Below are 14,619 nucleotides of genomic sequence, written 5' to 3'. Positions count from 1 at the left end.
GTTTCCCCCATTTTCCTGCAAGGGCCGCCGGTGCTTCTCTTTTAAGTCCTGACTCCCGGCCCGGCCCTCAGGCCCTGCCGGTGCATATTGCCAGCCAACGCACAGGGAAAATTCCTGAAACACCCAAACTGGGTCGCTAGCTTGGAAAGTGCCTCACAGGTGCGAGTGATGACAGCCGGTTCTTCGGAACCGGCGCGGCGCCGGGCGGCTGCGGAAGGGTTCCCCCAATTCCTTCGGCAGGACCGTCCGGCGCTTTCTCTCTTAACCGGGGCTTTTGTCGTTTACCGGTGCTTTGCGCCCGGAACGGACGCGTTCAGGACAACGGCAGGTCAGCCGCGGGTAGTTCAAGCAGCCGGCCGCCAAGGAACCGGCGCTCCGCCGCGTTTCCGGCCAGGGCAAGCGCCTTCTGGTATTCCTGCCTGGCTTCGGAGTAGGTGCCCAGGCTCCGGAGGAGGTCCGCACGCACCGAGTGGAATACGCCGTAGCCTCCAAGGTCCAGCCCATCAACCAGCTCGAGGGCCGCGGCGGGGCCGTGCACTTCGGCAACAGCCACCGCCCGGTTGAGGGCCACCACCGGACCGGGCGACGCCTGCAGCAGCTGATCGTACAGCCGCAGGATCTGGTCCCAGTCCGTCGCACCGGCCGACGCGGAGTCGCTGTGGACCGCGTTGATGGCGGCCTGCAGCTGGTACGGTCCCGGCCGGTTCAGGCGGAGGCACCGGCGCACAATGGCCTGGCCTTCGAGGATCAGGTCCTGATCCCACAGCGCCCGGTCCTGGTCCGCCAACAGTACTGTGCCGCCGTCGGGCGTCATTCTGGCTGCGCGCCGCGATCCAATCAGCAGCAGTAGCGCCAGCAGCCCCTGTGCTTCGGGTTCGTCCGGCATCAGTGAAACCAGGACCCGGGCCAGCCTGACGGCCTCCGCGCAAAGCTCGTCCCGGACCAGTGCCTCGCCGGAGCTGGCGCTGTAACCCTCGTTGAAGATGAGGTAGACGACGGCGAGCACGGCCGTCAGCCGCTCCGGCAGTTCCGCGCCGCGGGGAACGCGGTAGGGAATCCGGGCGTCACGGATTTTGGCCTTGGCCCGGACCAGCCGCTGGGCCATGGTCGTTTCCGGCACCATGAAGGCGCGGGCAATCTCCGCGGTGCTTAGCCCGCCCAAGAGGCGAAGCGTCAATGCCACGCGTGCCGGCGTTCCGAGGGCGGGGTGGCAGCAGGTGAAGATCAGCCGCAGCGTGTCGTCGTTCACTCCGGCCTCCCCTCCCAGTTCATCCAGCAGCAGGTCTTCGGGCGCCGCTGCCGAGGCGCCCCCGCCCCGGGCGTGAAGCAGCGCCGCCTGGGCGTATTTGTCGTCGCGGGCGGCGTCACGCCGGAGCCGGTCAATGGCCCTGTTGCGGGCAGTAGTGATGATCCACCCGGCCGGGCTGGGCGGGATGCCCGCGGACGGCCAGTGCTGCACGGCCGCGGTGAACGCGTCCTGGACGGCGTCCTCGGCGATGTCAATGTTGCCGAATACCCGGACCAGGACTGCCACGGCGCGGCCGTACTCCCGGCGGAAGATCCGTGCCATCGCGACGGCGGGATCCGCGAGGCCGGGATCCCCCGGACCGGGACCCCCCGCACCGGTCCCGGAATCGTGTCCCGTCATCGGAAGCGTCCGAACGCCTAATGCTGGAAAGGGCGGACTTCGACCGGCAGGGTCACGATCTTTGCCAGCCTGCGGGCCCAGCCGAGTGCAGCGTCGAGGTCGTCCACGTCAACGACGGTGAAGCCGCCCAGGTGCTCCTTGCCTTCCGTGAAGGGGCCGTCGGTGATGAGCACGTCGTCCCCCTGCGGTCGCAGGACTGTGGCGGTGTCCGCCGGATACAGGCCGGCAGCGAACACCCAGGCGCCGGCCGCATTCATCTCCTCGTTGAGGGTCCCCAGCTCGCGCATGATGGGCTCCAGGATCTCCGCGTCCGGCACGGGACCGTCGGGCTGGTAGATGCTGAGCAGGTACTGTGACATTTGGTTTTCCTCCTTGCGGATCCGGCCGGCCTGGTGCCGGCGTCTCACCCTCTACACGAACGGCCGCCGCCCGTATCGACACATCCCGCTTCCTTTTTGAGAAAACCTGTGGAAAGTGCGGCTAGGCCTCCCGCGCAGCGACCAGCGGGTGGCTGAGATGCTGGCGTGCGAACGTCAGGGTTTCGTTCAGCCACTCTTCGCGCTCCCCCGCGAACTTCGCCCGTCGGGTGGAGATTTCCGCCACCACCACGCCGTCGAATCCGTTACTTGCCAGGTGCTGCAGCGCTTCGGCGCAGCCCTGGTTGCCGCGCCCGGGAATGAGGTGCTCGTCCCGCCCGGAGCCGGACCCGTCCGTGAGGTGGATATGCCTGAGCTTGCTGCCGAGGGCTTTGATCGCCTCAACGCTGTTGGCCCCCGCGGTGGCGGCGTGCGAGAAGTCCCAGGTGACGTCGTCGTAATCCTGCCCCAACGGGTCCCAGTGCGGCAGGTAGGCGACCGTCTCCCGCCCGCGCACGCGCCACGGGTACATGTTTTCGACGGCGATCCGTACTTGGTACATGTCGGCGAGCTGCCGGATGCCGGCCGGGAAATTCTCCGCGTAGTTGTTTTGCCAGCGGAACGGCGGATGAACCACCACGGTGCCGCAGCCCACCTCGCGGGCCATCCGGCAGGACATTTCGATCTTGTTCCACGCCGAACCCCAGACTTTCTGGGTCAGCAGCAGCGTGGGCGCATGGATGGAGACGATCGGCTGCCGGTAGCGGTGGCTGAGCTCCAGGAGGGAGTGCGGGCTTTGGCTGGTCGTGTTGTTGGTGACCATCACTTCAACGCCGTCAAAGCCGAGGTCCTGCGCCACGGCGAAGGCGTCGTGCACGCTGAGCGGGTAGACGGACGCGCTGGACAGCGCCACCGGGATCACACGCTTTTCGTCAGGGGAACGTTCGACGCCGGCGCTCATCTCAGTCGGCCCTACCGCCGGCCGCGCCGGCCGGGGCCCCTGCGGCAGCCGCGGCGGCTACAGTGGCGGGGGCCGGGGCGGTTATTGGGGCGAGGGCGGTTATGGGGGCGGTTGCGGCAGCCGGGCCCGGGGCTGCCGCTACCGGCGGCAGCGCTACGGGGGATGCGGGTTCCAGGGGACCCTCGAAAATCAGCTGGTCCAGCCTGCGGAGGATCAGTCCTTCACGCAGCGCCCACGGGCAGATCTTCACCTTCTTGAATTCGAAGAGTTCCAGGGCGGCCTCGGCCACGAGTGCTCCCGCCAAGAGCTGGTTGGCGCGGGCTTCGGACACACCGGGGAGGTGCAGCCTGTCCTCGGTCTTCATGGCCGATATCCGCTGTGCCCAGATGCCGAGGTCCGTGGCGCCCAGTTCGCGCTTGACGTACGGTCCGGCGACGCTCGGGGCCGCACCGGCTATGCGCGCTAGGGAACGGAAGGTTTTGGATGTCCCGGCCACGACGTTGGCCCTGCCCAGCTCATTGAAGCTTTTTACAGCGGGTTTCAGGGTGGCCCGGATGTAGCGCCGGAGCTCCTTGACGCTTTTCGCCGTGGGCGGGTCCTCGTGCAGCCAGTCGCGGGTGAGGCGGCTCGCTCCCAGCGGCACGGACGTGGCCAGTTCCGGCAGCTCATCCTGGCCCATTGCCATTTCGAAGGAGCCGCCACCGATGTCGAGGTTCAGGATGGGTCCGGCGCCCCAGCCGTACCAGCGCCGGACGGCAAAGAACGTCATGGACGCTTCTTCGCTGCCGGTGAGTTCCTGGAGCGTCACGGTGGTTTCGTGCTTGACCCTGGCCAGCACGCCCGGCCCGTTGGTGGCTTCGCGGATGGCCGAGGTACAGAATGCCAGCAGGTCCTGGGCTTTGTGCTTGGCAGCGAACTCCCACGCTTCCAGCACGAATTCGATGAGTTCGTGCTGGCCGGCGTCGTTGATGTTTCCCTCGGCGTCGAGGAACTGCACGAGCGACAGCGGGCGTTTGTGCGAGGCAAAGGGCACCGGTCGAGCACCGGGATGCGCATCAACCAGGAGCAGGTGGACGGTGTTTGATCCTATGTCGAGGACGCCAAGACGCATTCTGCCATTATTCACCGATAGCAAGCCGCCGGCGCAACTGCGTCGGCGGCTTGCCTGTCTGCGTCGGGATTAGAAGCGGCTGCTACTCGGCTGCTGCTTCGGCGGACTCCGTTGAAGGCTGGTCGGCCCGCTTGAAGTCGCGGCGGATGTTGGCGACGCCCTCGGGGTCGATTTCAAAGCCGAAGGCGCTGCCCGGATTGATCACCATACCGAGCTCATCGCCGAGGTTGCCGATGATGGCGGCTCCCTGGGTGCCAAGAACGTTGGGGGCCGCGTCGAGGAACTGCTGGTCCACCCGGCTCGGGTGCGAGAAAACGGCAAGTACGGGCTTTCCCTCGGCGTTGGACAGCACCAGTGGTTCCACCTGCGCGTCTTCGCCTTCAAGCGCATCGGAGCTGATGATGTAGACCTCGTTGTTGAGGAACGACAGGATGACGTCCACCGGGTTGGCATCCGGGTGGTCACCTGTGGCGAGCTTCTCTTCAAGGTCGTTCAGGGGCTGGATTTCCGCGGGTGCAGGCTGTTCAGTCATGTCTCTACTCGACCACGTTTCCCGGGCGGGGCGCAAACGCGAATTCGCCGGACAGCTGCGAAATCGCCGGAAAATTCCGGCGATTTCGCACGCTTCCGGCGAATTCAGCGAGCACGGGGCCACTCTACTTCTTGGCGACGGCCTTCTTCTTGGCCGGGGCCTTGCGTGCGGCGGCGGGACGCTTGGCCGGGCCCTTGGCGCGCTTCTCTGCCAGGAGTTCCACAGCCTGCTCGCGCGTCAATTCCTCCAGCGAGGTGGAACGCGGAACGGTGATGTTGGTGATGCCATCGGTGATGTACGGGCCGAAGCGGCCTTCCTTGACCACGATGTTCTTCTCGGACACCGGGTCCGGGCCGAACTCGGCGAGCGGCGGCACGGCGGCGCGGGCGCCCCTCTGCTTGGGCTGGGAGTAGATCTCCAGCGCCTGTTCCAGCGTGATGGTGAAGATTTCCTCTTCGGAGCCGATGGACCGCGAGTCCGTGCCCTTCTTCAGGTACGGGCCGAAGCGGCCGTTCTGCACGGTGATGACGTTGCCTTCGGCGTCCTCGCCGAGTACGCGCGGCAGGCTCATGAGCTGCAGGGCCTCTTCCAGGCTGACCGTGTCCACGCTCATCGAGGCGAACAGCGAACCGGTGCGCGGCTTGGCCTTGACGGGCTTCTTCGGCGGCTTGGGCTTGCCGTTCTTGTAGTACTCCACCGGCTGGTTGGCCAGTTGCTCGTCCGTCATTTCCGGAATGACTTCCGTAACGTACGCGCCATAGCGGCCGTTCTTGGCCACCACGGTGTGACCGGTGTGCGGGTCATCGCCCAGGACACGTTCCTCCGGCGCGGCCGTCTCCATCAATTCCTTGGCTTTGGCGGCCGTCAGCTCATCCGGAGCCAGGTCCTCGGGGACGTTGGCACGGGCAGACTCGACCACCTCGCCGGTCTTTGGGTCGACCGTGGGGATTGAGCTTTCCAGGTACGGGCCGAACTTGCCCACGCGAAGGGTGATGCCCTCGGCGATCGGCACGGAGTTGATTTCCTTGGCGTCGATTTCGCCCAGGTTGTTCACGATGCTCAGCAGACCGGGGTCGGAGTCTTCGCCGTAGTAGAAGTGCTTGAGCCAGGCGGCGCCCACGGCCTGGCCGTTGGCGATCTTGTCCAGGTCGCCTTCCATGTCCGCGGTGAACTCGTAGTCCACGTAGTCATGGAAATGCTGTTCGAGCAACCGGATCACGGAGAAGGCGATCCAGCTCGGGACCAGCGCGGAGCCCTGCTTCCGCACGTAGCCGCGGTCCTGGATGGTGGAAATGGTGGAGGCATAGGTGGACGGGCGTCCGATGCCTTTCTTTTCCAGCTCTGCCGTCAGGGAGGCTTCCGTGTAGCGCGGCGGCGGCGAGGTCTCGTGGCCAACGGCAACGATGTCCGAGGCGGTGAGTGCATCATCCTTGGCCACGTTGGGCAGGCGGCGGGCTTCCTCGGAATCGTCGTCGCCGCGGCTTTCGTCCTTGCCTTCCTCGTAGGCTGCCAGGAAGCCGGGGAACGTGATGACCGTGCCGGAGGCGGAGAACTCGGCATCCCGGCCGTCCGCTGCCACCGCGCCGAGGCGGATGGTGGCCGTGGAGCCCTTGGCGTCGCCCATCTGGGAGGCGACGGTGCGCTTCCAGATGAGCTCGTAGAGCCGGAATTCGTCACCCGAAAGCTGCTTGGCCACCTGCGCCGGGGTGCGGAAGGAGTCACCGGCGGGGCGGATAGCCTCGTGGGCTTCCTGCGCGTTGGCTGCCTTGCCGGTGTAGACCCGGGGCGACTGCGGCACGTACTCCGGGCCGTAGAGTTCGGAAGCCTGGCGCCGGGCGGCCGTCACAGCTTCGTCACTCAGCGCGGACGAGTCCGTACGCATATAGGTGATGTAGCCGTTTTCGTAGAGGCGCTGGGCCACCTGCATCGTGCTCTTGGAGGAGAACCGCAGCTTGCGCCCGGCTTCCTGCTGCAGCGTGGAGGTGGTGAAGGGAGCGGCCGGACGGCGGGTGTACGGCTTGGTGTCGACGGAGCGGACACGGAATTCGGCGGTCTGCAGGCCCGCCGCGAGGGACGTGGCGAGTTCCTCGTTCAGGTGCGCGACGTTGCGGGAGGTGAGTTCGCCGTCGTCGTTAAAATCACGGCCGCTGGCCACCTTGGCGCCGTCAACGGCCGCCAGCTTTGCTTTGAAGGAACCGGAGCCGGCGCCGAACTGGCCCGTGAGGTCCCAGTAGGACGCTGCCTTGAACGCCATGCGTTCCCGTTCACGGTCCACCACCATGCGGGTGACCACGGACTGGACGCGGCCGGCTGACAGGCCGCGGGCCACCTTGCGCCACAGCACCGGGGAAATTTCGTAGCCGTACAGGCGGTCCAGCACGCGGCGTGTTTCCTGCGCATCCACGAGGTCCTGGTCGACGTCGCGCAGATTGCCCATGGCGCGCTGGATGGCTTCCTTGGTGATTTCGCCGAACGTCATCCGGTACACCGGCACTTTGGGCTTGAGCACTTCCAGCAGGTGCCACGCGATGGCCTCGCCCTCGCGGTCCCCATCGGTTGCGAGGTAAAGTTCGTCGGCGTCCTTGAGCGCTGCTTTGAGCTCAGACACCTTCTTCTTCTTGTCCGCGGACACCACGTAGTACGGCTTGAAGTCGTTTTCGATGTCGACGGCGAACTTGCCAATGGAGGTCTTCTTGAGTTCGGCGGGGAGCTCCGAAGGCTGCGGCAGATCACGGATGTGACCGATGGAGGCCTCCACGATGAAGCCCTCGCCCAGGTACTTGGCGATGGTCTTGCTCTTGGCCGGAGACTCCACGATCACGAGTTTTTTGCCGGTTTTGGCCTTGCTTGGCACGGTGCTCCTACAGAAAAAGGTTGGCTCGGGCAGATGAGCCCATACTCGCCTAGTTCACCATATTTTGAAGGATGATGCGCATTCATGTGGAAAACGGGTGCCGGGCATCACTTGCGGTCGTCAGGAATCATGGACCACATTGTCGCCATTCTCTCGGCGCCCTCGGGGACCTGGTCCGGGTCCTCAAGCTCGTATTCCTTAAGCAGCCCGAACACCTTCGCGGTGAGCTCCGAGCGCTGCGCGGCTGTCAGGTACAACAGGTGCGTGGAGAGCACCACGACACCGGGCGCCTCCGTGGATTCGCTGATTTTCCGGCGTTCGTCACGGACCTTGGCGTAGGCATCGACCCTGCGCCGGAAGGCGTCCAGCTCCAGGTCCAGGACGGCAAACTCGGGGCTGGCCACTCCCCCGCCTGAATTGATGGTGAAGTCCGTTCCGGCAGCCCGCCACCGGCGTTCCCGTGCGTCGCCGGCAGTGGCGGCCGGCTCCACGATTCCCCATTTCTGCAGGGCCCGCAGATGGTAGCTCATGGCGCTCGGCGTCAGGCCGGTCTGCGCGGCAAGCTCCGTGGCCGTCCGGCTGACCTGAGTGGAATACAGCTCCGAGATCACTTCCAGCCGTGCCGCGTGGGCAAGCGCGCGGATGGCCTTGGGGTCGGTGATCTCCACTTTCTTTTCCGGCCGTGCCCTGCGCCTGGCACCCTCTAGTGCGGCCGGCTCCGTTTCTGGAGTTTCTGCATTCACGCCTCCATTCTATCGGCGATCCGGCAACTCTGAAAGAAACGCTTGACATTCCCTTGCGGCGGGGGGTAGTTTCGCGGACATGGGGGACACGGCCGGGAGATCGCCTGCCTTAATACAAGTAAATCCAGCGCTTTGGCGAAACCGGGACTTCCTGCTGGCAAGCAGCGCCCGGTTCATGGCTGCCGCCGGCATGGGTGCCGTTGTGGTCAGCGTGATGCTGCATCTGCAGGCAGTCACCGTGGCCGGCACCGTCCCGCTCGCGGGCTCCTGGCTCGTAGCCACCTACCTGCTGTGTTCGGCCCTTCCGCTGGTGGTCCTTGCTCCGTGGGCAGGACGGCTCGCTGACACCAGGGATTCCCGGACACTCGCGACGGCGGCTTCCGCAGGAAGTGCCGCAGCGGTTGCAGGCATGGGGCTGAGCATGCACTATCTGGAAAACTACATTCCCGTGCTCTTCGCCCTCACATTCCTTCTGAACGCCTGCCAGGCCGTGGCCGGCCCGACGTTTCAGGCCCTGTTGCCCCGGATTGTCGGGGAAGATCGAACACCCAGTGCCGTGGGCACCATGCAGGCAACGATCATGATCGCTGGAATGGCAGGGCCTGCGGCAGGCGGAGTGCTCAGCGGGTGGGGCGGTTCACTGCTCGTATTTTCCGTGGCCAGTGCCCTATACGTCCTGATGGGAGTGGGCGCGTTCCTGATCCGGACCCGGAGGGGCACGTCCGCCGACCGTGCCGGGCGGAAGCTGCCCGCTCTAATGAACGGGCTCGGGCTTATCCGGCGGGACAGCCTGGTTTGGGCACTGGTGCTCGGCGCACTATTTTTCATTGCCGTGGGGGAAGCAACCAACGTCCTTGAGGTGTTCCTCGTCCGGGGCGAGATGGGCGCTTCCGAAACGCAATACGGCCTGCTCGTGGCCGCCTTTGCCCTGGGAATGGCCGCCGGGGCCGTTCTCGCCGGCCGGATCAAAACAGCCCCGGTCCGGCTCCGCATCCTCTTGGGGTCCATGGCGCTGACGTCCGCGGTACTCGCCGTCATTGGGCTGGTGCCCACCGTGGAGATGATGTTCGTCGCGTACACCGGGATGGGGGTCTTCTGCGGTGTCCTCAATGCCTGCTTCGGAGCGATCGTGATCCTGCGGATGCCGGAGGAAGGCCGCGGCCAGGCGATGTCCATGATCGGCGGCCTGACCCGGGCCATCACCGTTGTGGCGTTGGCGTTCGGGGGACTCCTCGGCGTCCTGCTGCCGGTCCGGGCCGCCTTCCTGCTGGTCGGCGGAATCGGCGCGCTGGTGTCGTTGACCATCGCCATAACTGTTCTGTGGCGCTTCGGTTCAGACGACCTGGCTCCGGCCGGACAAGCCGAAGCCGGACACGCCGCAGCGGGCCAAGCCGGGGCCGGGCAGACCGGCGTCATCGCAGATCCGGCAGGTCAGGACGGCCCGGAGGAAGCGCCCGCCGTGTCCGGTTCAGGCCGGCAGGAGGAACCCGTCGAGGACCAGGTTCCGGACTTCGGCGAGGAGCCCGTTCCGGAACGTTTCGCCGTCGAACCCGTCGCCCCCGCCCAGCAGCGCTTCAAGGGCACCGGTGATCTGCCCGACGGACAGATCACCGTCGCACGCTGACACGAAGCCGGCAAGCTCAGTACTCAGCAGGTTGGTGCGCCGAAGCCCGGAGCCCTGGCGCAACAGGATCACGCCGGGATGTTCCGCACCGGGCCGCTGGTGGCGCTCCTCCGTGACGTCCTCCGCCACCAGCAGGTGGGTGGCGGCAAGATTGTGCGCGGCCACCCAGTCGGCCCGCTCCACCGCTGCGCCCAGGCACGGGCCAATGGGCTGCTCGACGGGATAAGTGATTTCCTCGAAGCGGCTGATGACCGGCCGGGCGCCCGGCGCGGGGCGCCGAAGGAAGATCATGCCGAAGCCGATCCCGGCCACGTTGCGTGAGGCAAAGTCGTCCAGGTAGGCGGCGTAGGCGTCCTGGTAGTGCTGCCGGTCGCGGGATTCCGAAGCGTCCCGCAGCCACGTTTCGGCGTACTGTTCCGGCCCCACGAGCTCGCGCTGGATGAACCAGGCGTCCACGTCCGGTCCGGCCCAGCTTTGCGGCCGCTCGTACCAGGCGGTCCCCGCGGTGACCTCCCAGTTGCCCAAGAGCTGGGCTGTTCCGGCCGGAGCCAGGACGGACGGCAGTTGCCGGACCAGCGACGCGACGATGTCGTCCCCGGGCAGCCCGCCGTCGCGGTAGGTGAACTGGTCTGCGGCGGCCTCCCCCTGGCTCCGGGGCGTGATCACGAACGGCGGATTGGACACCACCAGGTCAAAGGTTTCGCCGGCCACGGGTTCCAGCAGCGAACCCAGCCGCAGGCTCACCCGGTCCTCCGGCTTAGCCGGGTCGATATGCAAGGCTTCGGCGTTCAGCAGGAGGTTGAACCGGGTGAAGGCAAGGGCCCGCGCAGAGATGTCCGTGGCTGTCACGTGGTCCGCGTGGTGCAGGAGATGGAAGGTCTGGATCCCGCAGCCGGTGCCCAGATCGAGGGCCTTGGAAACCTGGCGGCGGATGGTGGTCTGCACCAGCGTGGTGGAGGCCTGCCCGATCCCCAGCACATGGTCGTGGCGCAGGACGCCGGGCTGCTGATGCGCCGCGAGGTCGCTGGCCACCCACAAGTCGGCTCCGCCGCTACTGTCCGTACCCCTATCGTCCGGGTCTGCCTCGTCGGCGCCTGTCGCGGCGTTGCCGTGCCAGCCGTACGGCCGGAGATCGGCCTTCGCCCTGACGGTTCGCCACGCAGGATCCGTGCCGACCTCCCCCGAGAACGGTTCGACGAGCCCCAACGCGAGGAGACCGTCCGTGCGGATCCCCGGGAGGGCGGCGTCGAGCACTTCAGCGTGCTGTGGCACGGCCAGGAGCCACAGGCGTACGACGGCGGCGAGCGCCGCTGCGCCAGGGTCGCCTTGCGCGGCGGCGGTGGCAATCAGCGACGGGATGAGCTGGTCGCGGCCGAGCGCGGAATAGGCGGATTCGCCGAGCAGCCCGGCGACTCCGTCCACGGTGTATCCGATGGCCCGCAGGTCCGCCGAGAGGGCGGACAGCAGCTCCGGGAGGTCGCTGCGTGGGGCGTCGGAGGTGTCGCCGGCCGTGAAGTGCATAGCTGTTTCAGTCACGGTGCAAGTCTAGGGTTCCGGGGCGTGCCCGCTGGGCTTCGTCCGCCGGTGCACGCTCGCCTTCGTTCGCCCGGCCCGATTCACCGGGATAGTCCCGCCTACGGCGGGATTGTCAGCAGCACCACCTATGCTTCTGAGCATGAGCCGCAAAAGTGTGATCTTCGTTGACGCAGGTTTCCTCCTGGCCACGGGCGGGCTGCGGGTCACCGGGAACTCCCTCCGCTCGGCATTTTCGGTCCAGTACAAGAACCTTGTGGACGGCATCCAGGAATTTGTCAGCGAACGCGACAGCCGGGATCTGCTGAGGATGTACTGGTATGACGCCGCCAAGGATGGCGTGTTCAGCGACGAACACAAGCGGATCGGCCTGCTGCCCGGAGTCAAGGTCCGGCTGGGGCGGATGTCCTACAACGGCGAGCAGAAGGGCGTGGACCTCAAGCTCGGCCTGGACCTCGTGGGAGTTGCGCGGAACCGTTCGGCCGACGTCGCCTACCTGTTGTCCGGCGACGACGACCTTGCCGAAGCGGTGGAAGCAGCGCAGGACCTCGGCATGAAAGTGGTGCTGCTGGGGATTGAGAACCAGGGCCACCGGCTCGGCGTCACAGCGGTGGCCGAGCATCTGGCGCTGCAGGTCGACGACATCGCCACACTGCCGCAGTCACTCTTGGACCGTTGCTTTGCGAAGTCGGCGCCGGTGGCGGAGGCTGCCGTCCAGGCCGCTGCGCCCTCCGACGTGAGCGTTTCGAGCAACGGCGCGGGCCATGCTCCCGGCACGAGGCCTGTTCCGGGGCCCGGTGTTTTACAGGCCTTCAGTCCCGCGGAGTCGGGAGCAGGCGCTGCCGCACCCTCCGGTCCCGAGGCTGCCTGCGCTCCCGCTGGCGCCGAGTCCGCCGATGACTCGGTGTCCGCTGCTGCCAGCCCGGCAGGCTCACCCAGCCGGCCCGTGCCGACGCCGGGCCCACGGCGGGCACCGCAGGACCTGCGGCCGGTCCCGCCAGCCGGTATGGTGCGCCGCGAACCGGTGTATTCCACCGCAACAGGTGCCCCCGCTGCCCAGAGCCCGTGGTTCGACCTGGTGGAGAGCGCCGAGGCGGTGGCAGTCAGCCTGGCGGACAACTGGCACGGCAGCGTCAGCCAGCGGGAACTCAACGAACTCCTCGCAGAGCGTCCGCTGCTCCCGCCGACGATTGACCGGGTCCTGATCAAGGACTGTGCCGCGAAGATCGGCGAAGCGAAGACGGACCTCCAGGACATCCGGAAGGCCATCAGGGCTGCGTTCTGGCGCCGCCTCGACGAGCTGGTGTAACAGCGCCACGGCAACGCCCCGCAGAGACGGGCCGCGCATGAGTTGGTTGCGGCCCGGGCTTGTTCCGGGGCACCATGGTCCTATGCATCTGCAGCAACGATTTATCAGCCCTCGGCCGCTTCCCGGCCGCACGGGCTTCTTGTTGCGCGCATAATCTGCGGCCGCCGGGGTCCGTCCGGTGCAGCGGCCGAGGGTGATTCCTCCCTTCCCAAAGCTGCCCCAAAGGACTCCCATGAAGAACTATCTCTCCCTGACAGAACTCAATGCCGCACTCGCCCTGCGCGACCTGACTGACCCCGGCGCCGGAGCGCACGCCATGCAGCGGCTGCTGGCGGACGTGGTCACCGCGCTGCAACGGTGTTGGGATATCCCGACCGAAACCCACCGGCTCAATCCGCTGGTGGCCACCGCGGACAACTACGACAGGCTGGGCTATGCGCCCGGGGACGTGACCCGGGACTCCCGGTATTCGCGCCATGTCAGCCCCACCGTGATGCTGCGGAGCCACACGTCAGCGGGCATCCCGGCACTCCTCGACTCACTCCGCGGCGAGCAGGGCCGCTACGACCGGCTGCATGTGCTGCCCGGGCTGGTCTACCGCCGGGACGCCATTGACCGCACGCATGTGGGTGCGCCGCACCAGGTTGATCTGTGGCGCATCAAGGCGCGCGGCCTGCTGGGGCCGGCTGATCTGCAAGCGATGATGGCGGCAGTTGTTGAAGCCGTTCTTCCGGCGGCTGAGCACCCCGGCGTGCAGTGGCGGGCTACCCCGGCCACGCACAGCTATACGGCGGCTGGCCGGCAGCTGGACGTATTGGTCACCCTGCCGGACGGCCGCAGCGGATGGCTGGAACTCGCCGAGTGCGGCCTGGTGGCTGCGCCCGTGCTGCGCAGCGCGGGGCTGGATCCCAGGAGGTGGGCCGGCCTGGCCCTCGGCATGGGGCTGGACAGGGCCCTCATGCTGCGAAAGGGCATGGACGACATCCGGCTGCTCCGCTCGGAAAATCCGGAGATCCAGGCGCAACTGCTGGACCTGGCGCCCTACCGTCCGGTTTCACTCATGCCGGCAGTCCGCCGGGATCTCTCGCTGGTGCTCACGGGCCCGGCCGAGGCCGACGTCGAGCTGCTGGGCGACCTCGCACGGTCCGCCCTTGGAAAGGAGGCGGATGTCCTTGCCACCTTGGAGATCAAAGCGGTGACACCGACGGCGGAGTTGCCGCCGGCCGCCGTCGACCGCCTCCGCATGGGGCCGGGCGACGTCAATGTCCTGCTCCGGCTGGTGCTCCAGCCGCTCGACCGGACGCTGACCGATGAGCAGGCGAACCGGCTGCGGGACCGGGTGTACGTTGCGCTGCACCAGGGAACGGTGCAGGAGTTGATCGCCGGCTAGGCTTTCCCCGGGGCGGGTCAGGGCCCCGGCAGGGGTCCGGACCTGCCCTTTTCAACAGGTAAGTTGGAGGTATGTTTTCACGTTCAATGGGGCCCTGGCGGCTGTCTGCGCTGAGGCGCGTCGTCGGCATGGCGGCTCTCGGCGCCTGCCTCGTGGTGGCCGCTTCGGCCTGCTCCTCAGCCGTGTCCATCGAGAATGCGGACGTCCCGGCCTGGAAGGCCACGGCCCTGCCAACCGCCGGCGGAACCGTGCTGGAGGATGCCGGCAGGATCCTGAACCGCCAGCCGCTGGTCAAGGACGCAGCCGACGTTCCGGCCGGGGTCTACACGCTGACGATGACGTGCGACGGCGGGGGCAAGGCCTTCTTCACGGTCAGTACCGGAGGAACGAAGCTCGCCGAAGCCGGGGCCGCCTGCAACGGCAGCCGCGAGCGCGCCAAAGTCACTGTCCCCGCCACCGGGCCCGTGCAGATCAGTACCTCCAGCGTGGACGCTCCGCTTATCTACGCCTACCATCTGGCGGCGGCGGGCTAGCTGTGTGACTTGCACCGTCAGCGAT

11 protein-coding genes and 1 pseudogene are annotated in these 14,619 nt (G+C 67.0%); 4 read left to right on the top strand and 8 right to left on the bottom strand.

Annotated elements, in window-relative coordinates; genetic code table 11:
- Positions 1-313: 313 nt before the first annotated feature.
- The 7 genes from AC07YR_RS09155 to AC07YR_RS09125 all read right to left on the bottom strand — a co-directional run bounded on the left by AC07YR_RS09155 (position 314) and on the right by AC07YR_RS09125 (position 8,205).
- Positions 314-1,570 (bottom strand): RNA polymerase sigma factor, encoded by a 1,257-nt coding sequence (locus AC07YR_RS09155; RefSeq protein ID WP_494733840.1) that lies wholly within the window; start codon positions 1,568-1,570, stop codon positions 314-316.
- Between the two features lie 95 nt (positions 1,571-1,665).
- Complete coding sequence (locus AC07YR_RS09150) at positions 1,666-2,007, bottom strand: YciI family protein (RefSeq protein WP_494733771.1); 342 nt, start codon at positions 2,005-2,007, stop codon at positions 1,666-1,668.
- A 121-nt stretch (positions 2,008-2,128) separates the two neighbouring features.
- Positions 2,129-2,965, bottom strand: a complete 837-nt coding sequence (locus AC07YR_RS09145; protein ID WP_055804912.1) for a sugar phosphate isomerase/epimerase family protein — start codon at positions 2,963-2,965, stop codon at positions 2,129-2,131.
- A 1-nt stretch (position 2,966) separates the two neighbouring features.
- The gene (locus AC07YR_RS09140; protein WP_494733770.1) at positions 2,967-4,076 is read right to left on the bottom strand and encodes a Ppx/GppA phosphatase family protein; all 1,110 of its coding nucleotides are present in this window, start codon (positions 4,074-4,076) and stop codon (positions 2,967-2,969) included.
- 82 nt (positions 4,077-4,158) lie between these two features.
- A complete protein-coding gene (locus AC07YR_RS09135) occupies positions 4,159-4,608 on the bottom strand; it encodes an SseB family protein (protein ID WP_494733769.1) in 450 nt (149 codons plus the stop codon).
- 124 nt (positions 4,609-4,732) lie between these two features.
- Entirely contained in the window at positions 4,733-7,462 is a 2,730-nt protein-coding gene (gene topA, locus AC07YR_RS09130) for a type I DNA topoisomerase (protein ID WP_055804920.1), read from the bottom strand.
- A 107-nt stretch (positions 7,463-7,569) separates the two neighbouring features.
- Complete coding sequence (locus AC07YR_RS09125) at positions 7,570-8,205, bottom strand: ArsR/SmtB family transcription factor (protein ID WP_436058543.1); 636 nt, start codon at positions 8,203-8,205, stop codon at positions 7,570-7,572.
- 79 nt (positions 8,206-8,284) lie between these two features.
- On the opposite strand from AC07YR_RS09125, the pseudogene AC07YR_RS09120 reads away from it, so the two are divergent.
- Positions 8,285-9,523 (top strand): annotated as a pseudogene (locus tag AC07YR_RS09120) (MFS transporter); the annotation flags it as partial.
- Positions 9,524-9,673: 150 nt separating this feature from the next.
- Here AC07YR_RS09120 and AC07YR_RS09115 read toward each other — a convergent pair.
- Positions 9,674-11,350, bottom strand: a complete 1,677-nt coding sequence (locus tag AC07YR_RS09115) for a DUF7059 domain-containing protein (RefSeq protein WP_494733839.1) — start codon at positions 11,348-11,350, stop codon at positions 9,674-9,676.
- A gap of 154 nt (positions 11,351-11,504) precedes the next feature.
- Here AC07YR_RS09115 and AC07YR_RS09110 point away from each other — a divergent pair, with 154 nt between their 5' ends.
- The 3 genes from AC07YR_RS09110 (at position 11,505) to AC07YR_RS09100 (ending at position 14,594) form a co-directional block, all read left to right on the top strand.
- Entirely contained in the window at positions 11,505-12,671 is a 1,167-nt protein-coding gene (locus AC07YR_RS09110; protein ID WP_494733768.1) for an NYN domain-containing protein, read from the top strand.
- A gap of 232 nt (positions 12,672-12,903) precedes the next feature.
- Complete coding sequence (gene srmL, locus AC07YR_RS09105; RefSeq protein ID WP_494733767.1) at positions 12,904-14,061, top strand: PheS-related mystery ligase SrmL; 1,158 nt, start codon at positions 12,904-12,906, stop codon at positions 14,059-14,061.
- A 71-nt stretch (positions 14,062-14,132) separates the two neighbouring features.
- On the top strand, positions 14,133-14,594 hold the full coding sequence (locus AC07YR_RS09100; protein WP_494733766.1) for a DUF6023 family protein: 462 nt from the start codon (positions 14,133-14,135) through the stop codon (positions 14,592-14,594).
- The last annotated feature ends 25 nt before the right edge of the window (positions 14,595-14,619 follow it).

It is taken from the genome of Arthrobacter sp. GW460-12-1-14-TSB2 (assembly GCF_059423525.1).
The sequence above is the reverse complement of the archived record's forward strand: the minus strand, read 5'-3'. Positions and strand labels throughout refer to the sequence as shown.

Coding starts and splice junctions, on each gene's coding strand:
- AC07YR_RS09155 (WP_494733840.1), bottom strand. CDS start 1,570: ATGGCACGGATCTTCCGCCGGGAGTACGGCCGCGCCGTGGCAGTCCTG.
- AC07YR_RS09150 (WP_494733771.1), bottom strand. CDS start 2,007: ATGTCACAGTACCTGCTCAGCATCTACCAGCCCGACGGTCCCGTGCCG.
- AC07YR_RS09145 (WP_055804912.1), bottom strand. CDS start 2,965: ATGAGCGCCGGCGTCGAACGTTCCCCTGACGAAAAGCGTGTGATCCCG.
- AC07YR_RS09140 (WP_494733770.1), bottom strand. CDS start 4,076: ATGCGTCTTGGCGTCCTCGACATAGGATCAAACACCGTCCACCTGCTC.
- AC07YR_RS09135 (WP_494733769.1), bottom strand. CDS start 4,608: ATGACTGAACAGCCTGCACCCGCGGAAATCCAGCCCCTGAACGACCTT.
- AC07YR_RS09115 (WP_494733839.1), bottom strand. CDS start 11,350: ATGCACTTCACGGCCGGCGACACCTCCGACGCCCCACGCAGCGACCTC.
- AC07YR_RS09110 (WP_494733768.1), top strand. CDS start 11,505: ATGAGCCGCAAAAGTGTGATCTTCGTTGACGCAGGTTTCCTCCTGGCC.
- srmL (WP_494733767.1), top strand. CDS start 12,904: ATGAAGAACTATCTCTCCCTGACAGAACTCAATGCCGCACTCGCCCTG.
- AC07YR_RS09100 (WP_494733766.1), top strand. CDS start 14,133: ATGTTTTCACGTTCAATGGGGCCCTGGCGGCTGTCTGCGCTGAGGCGC.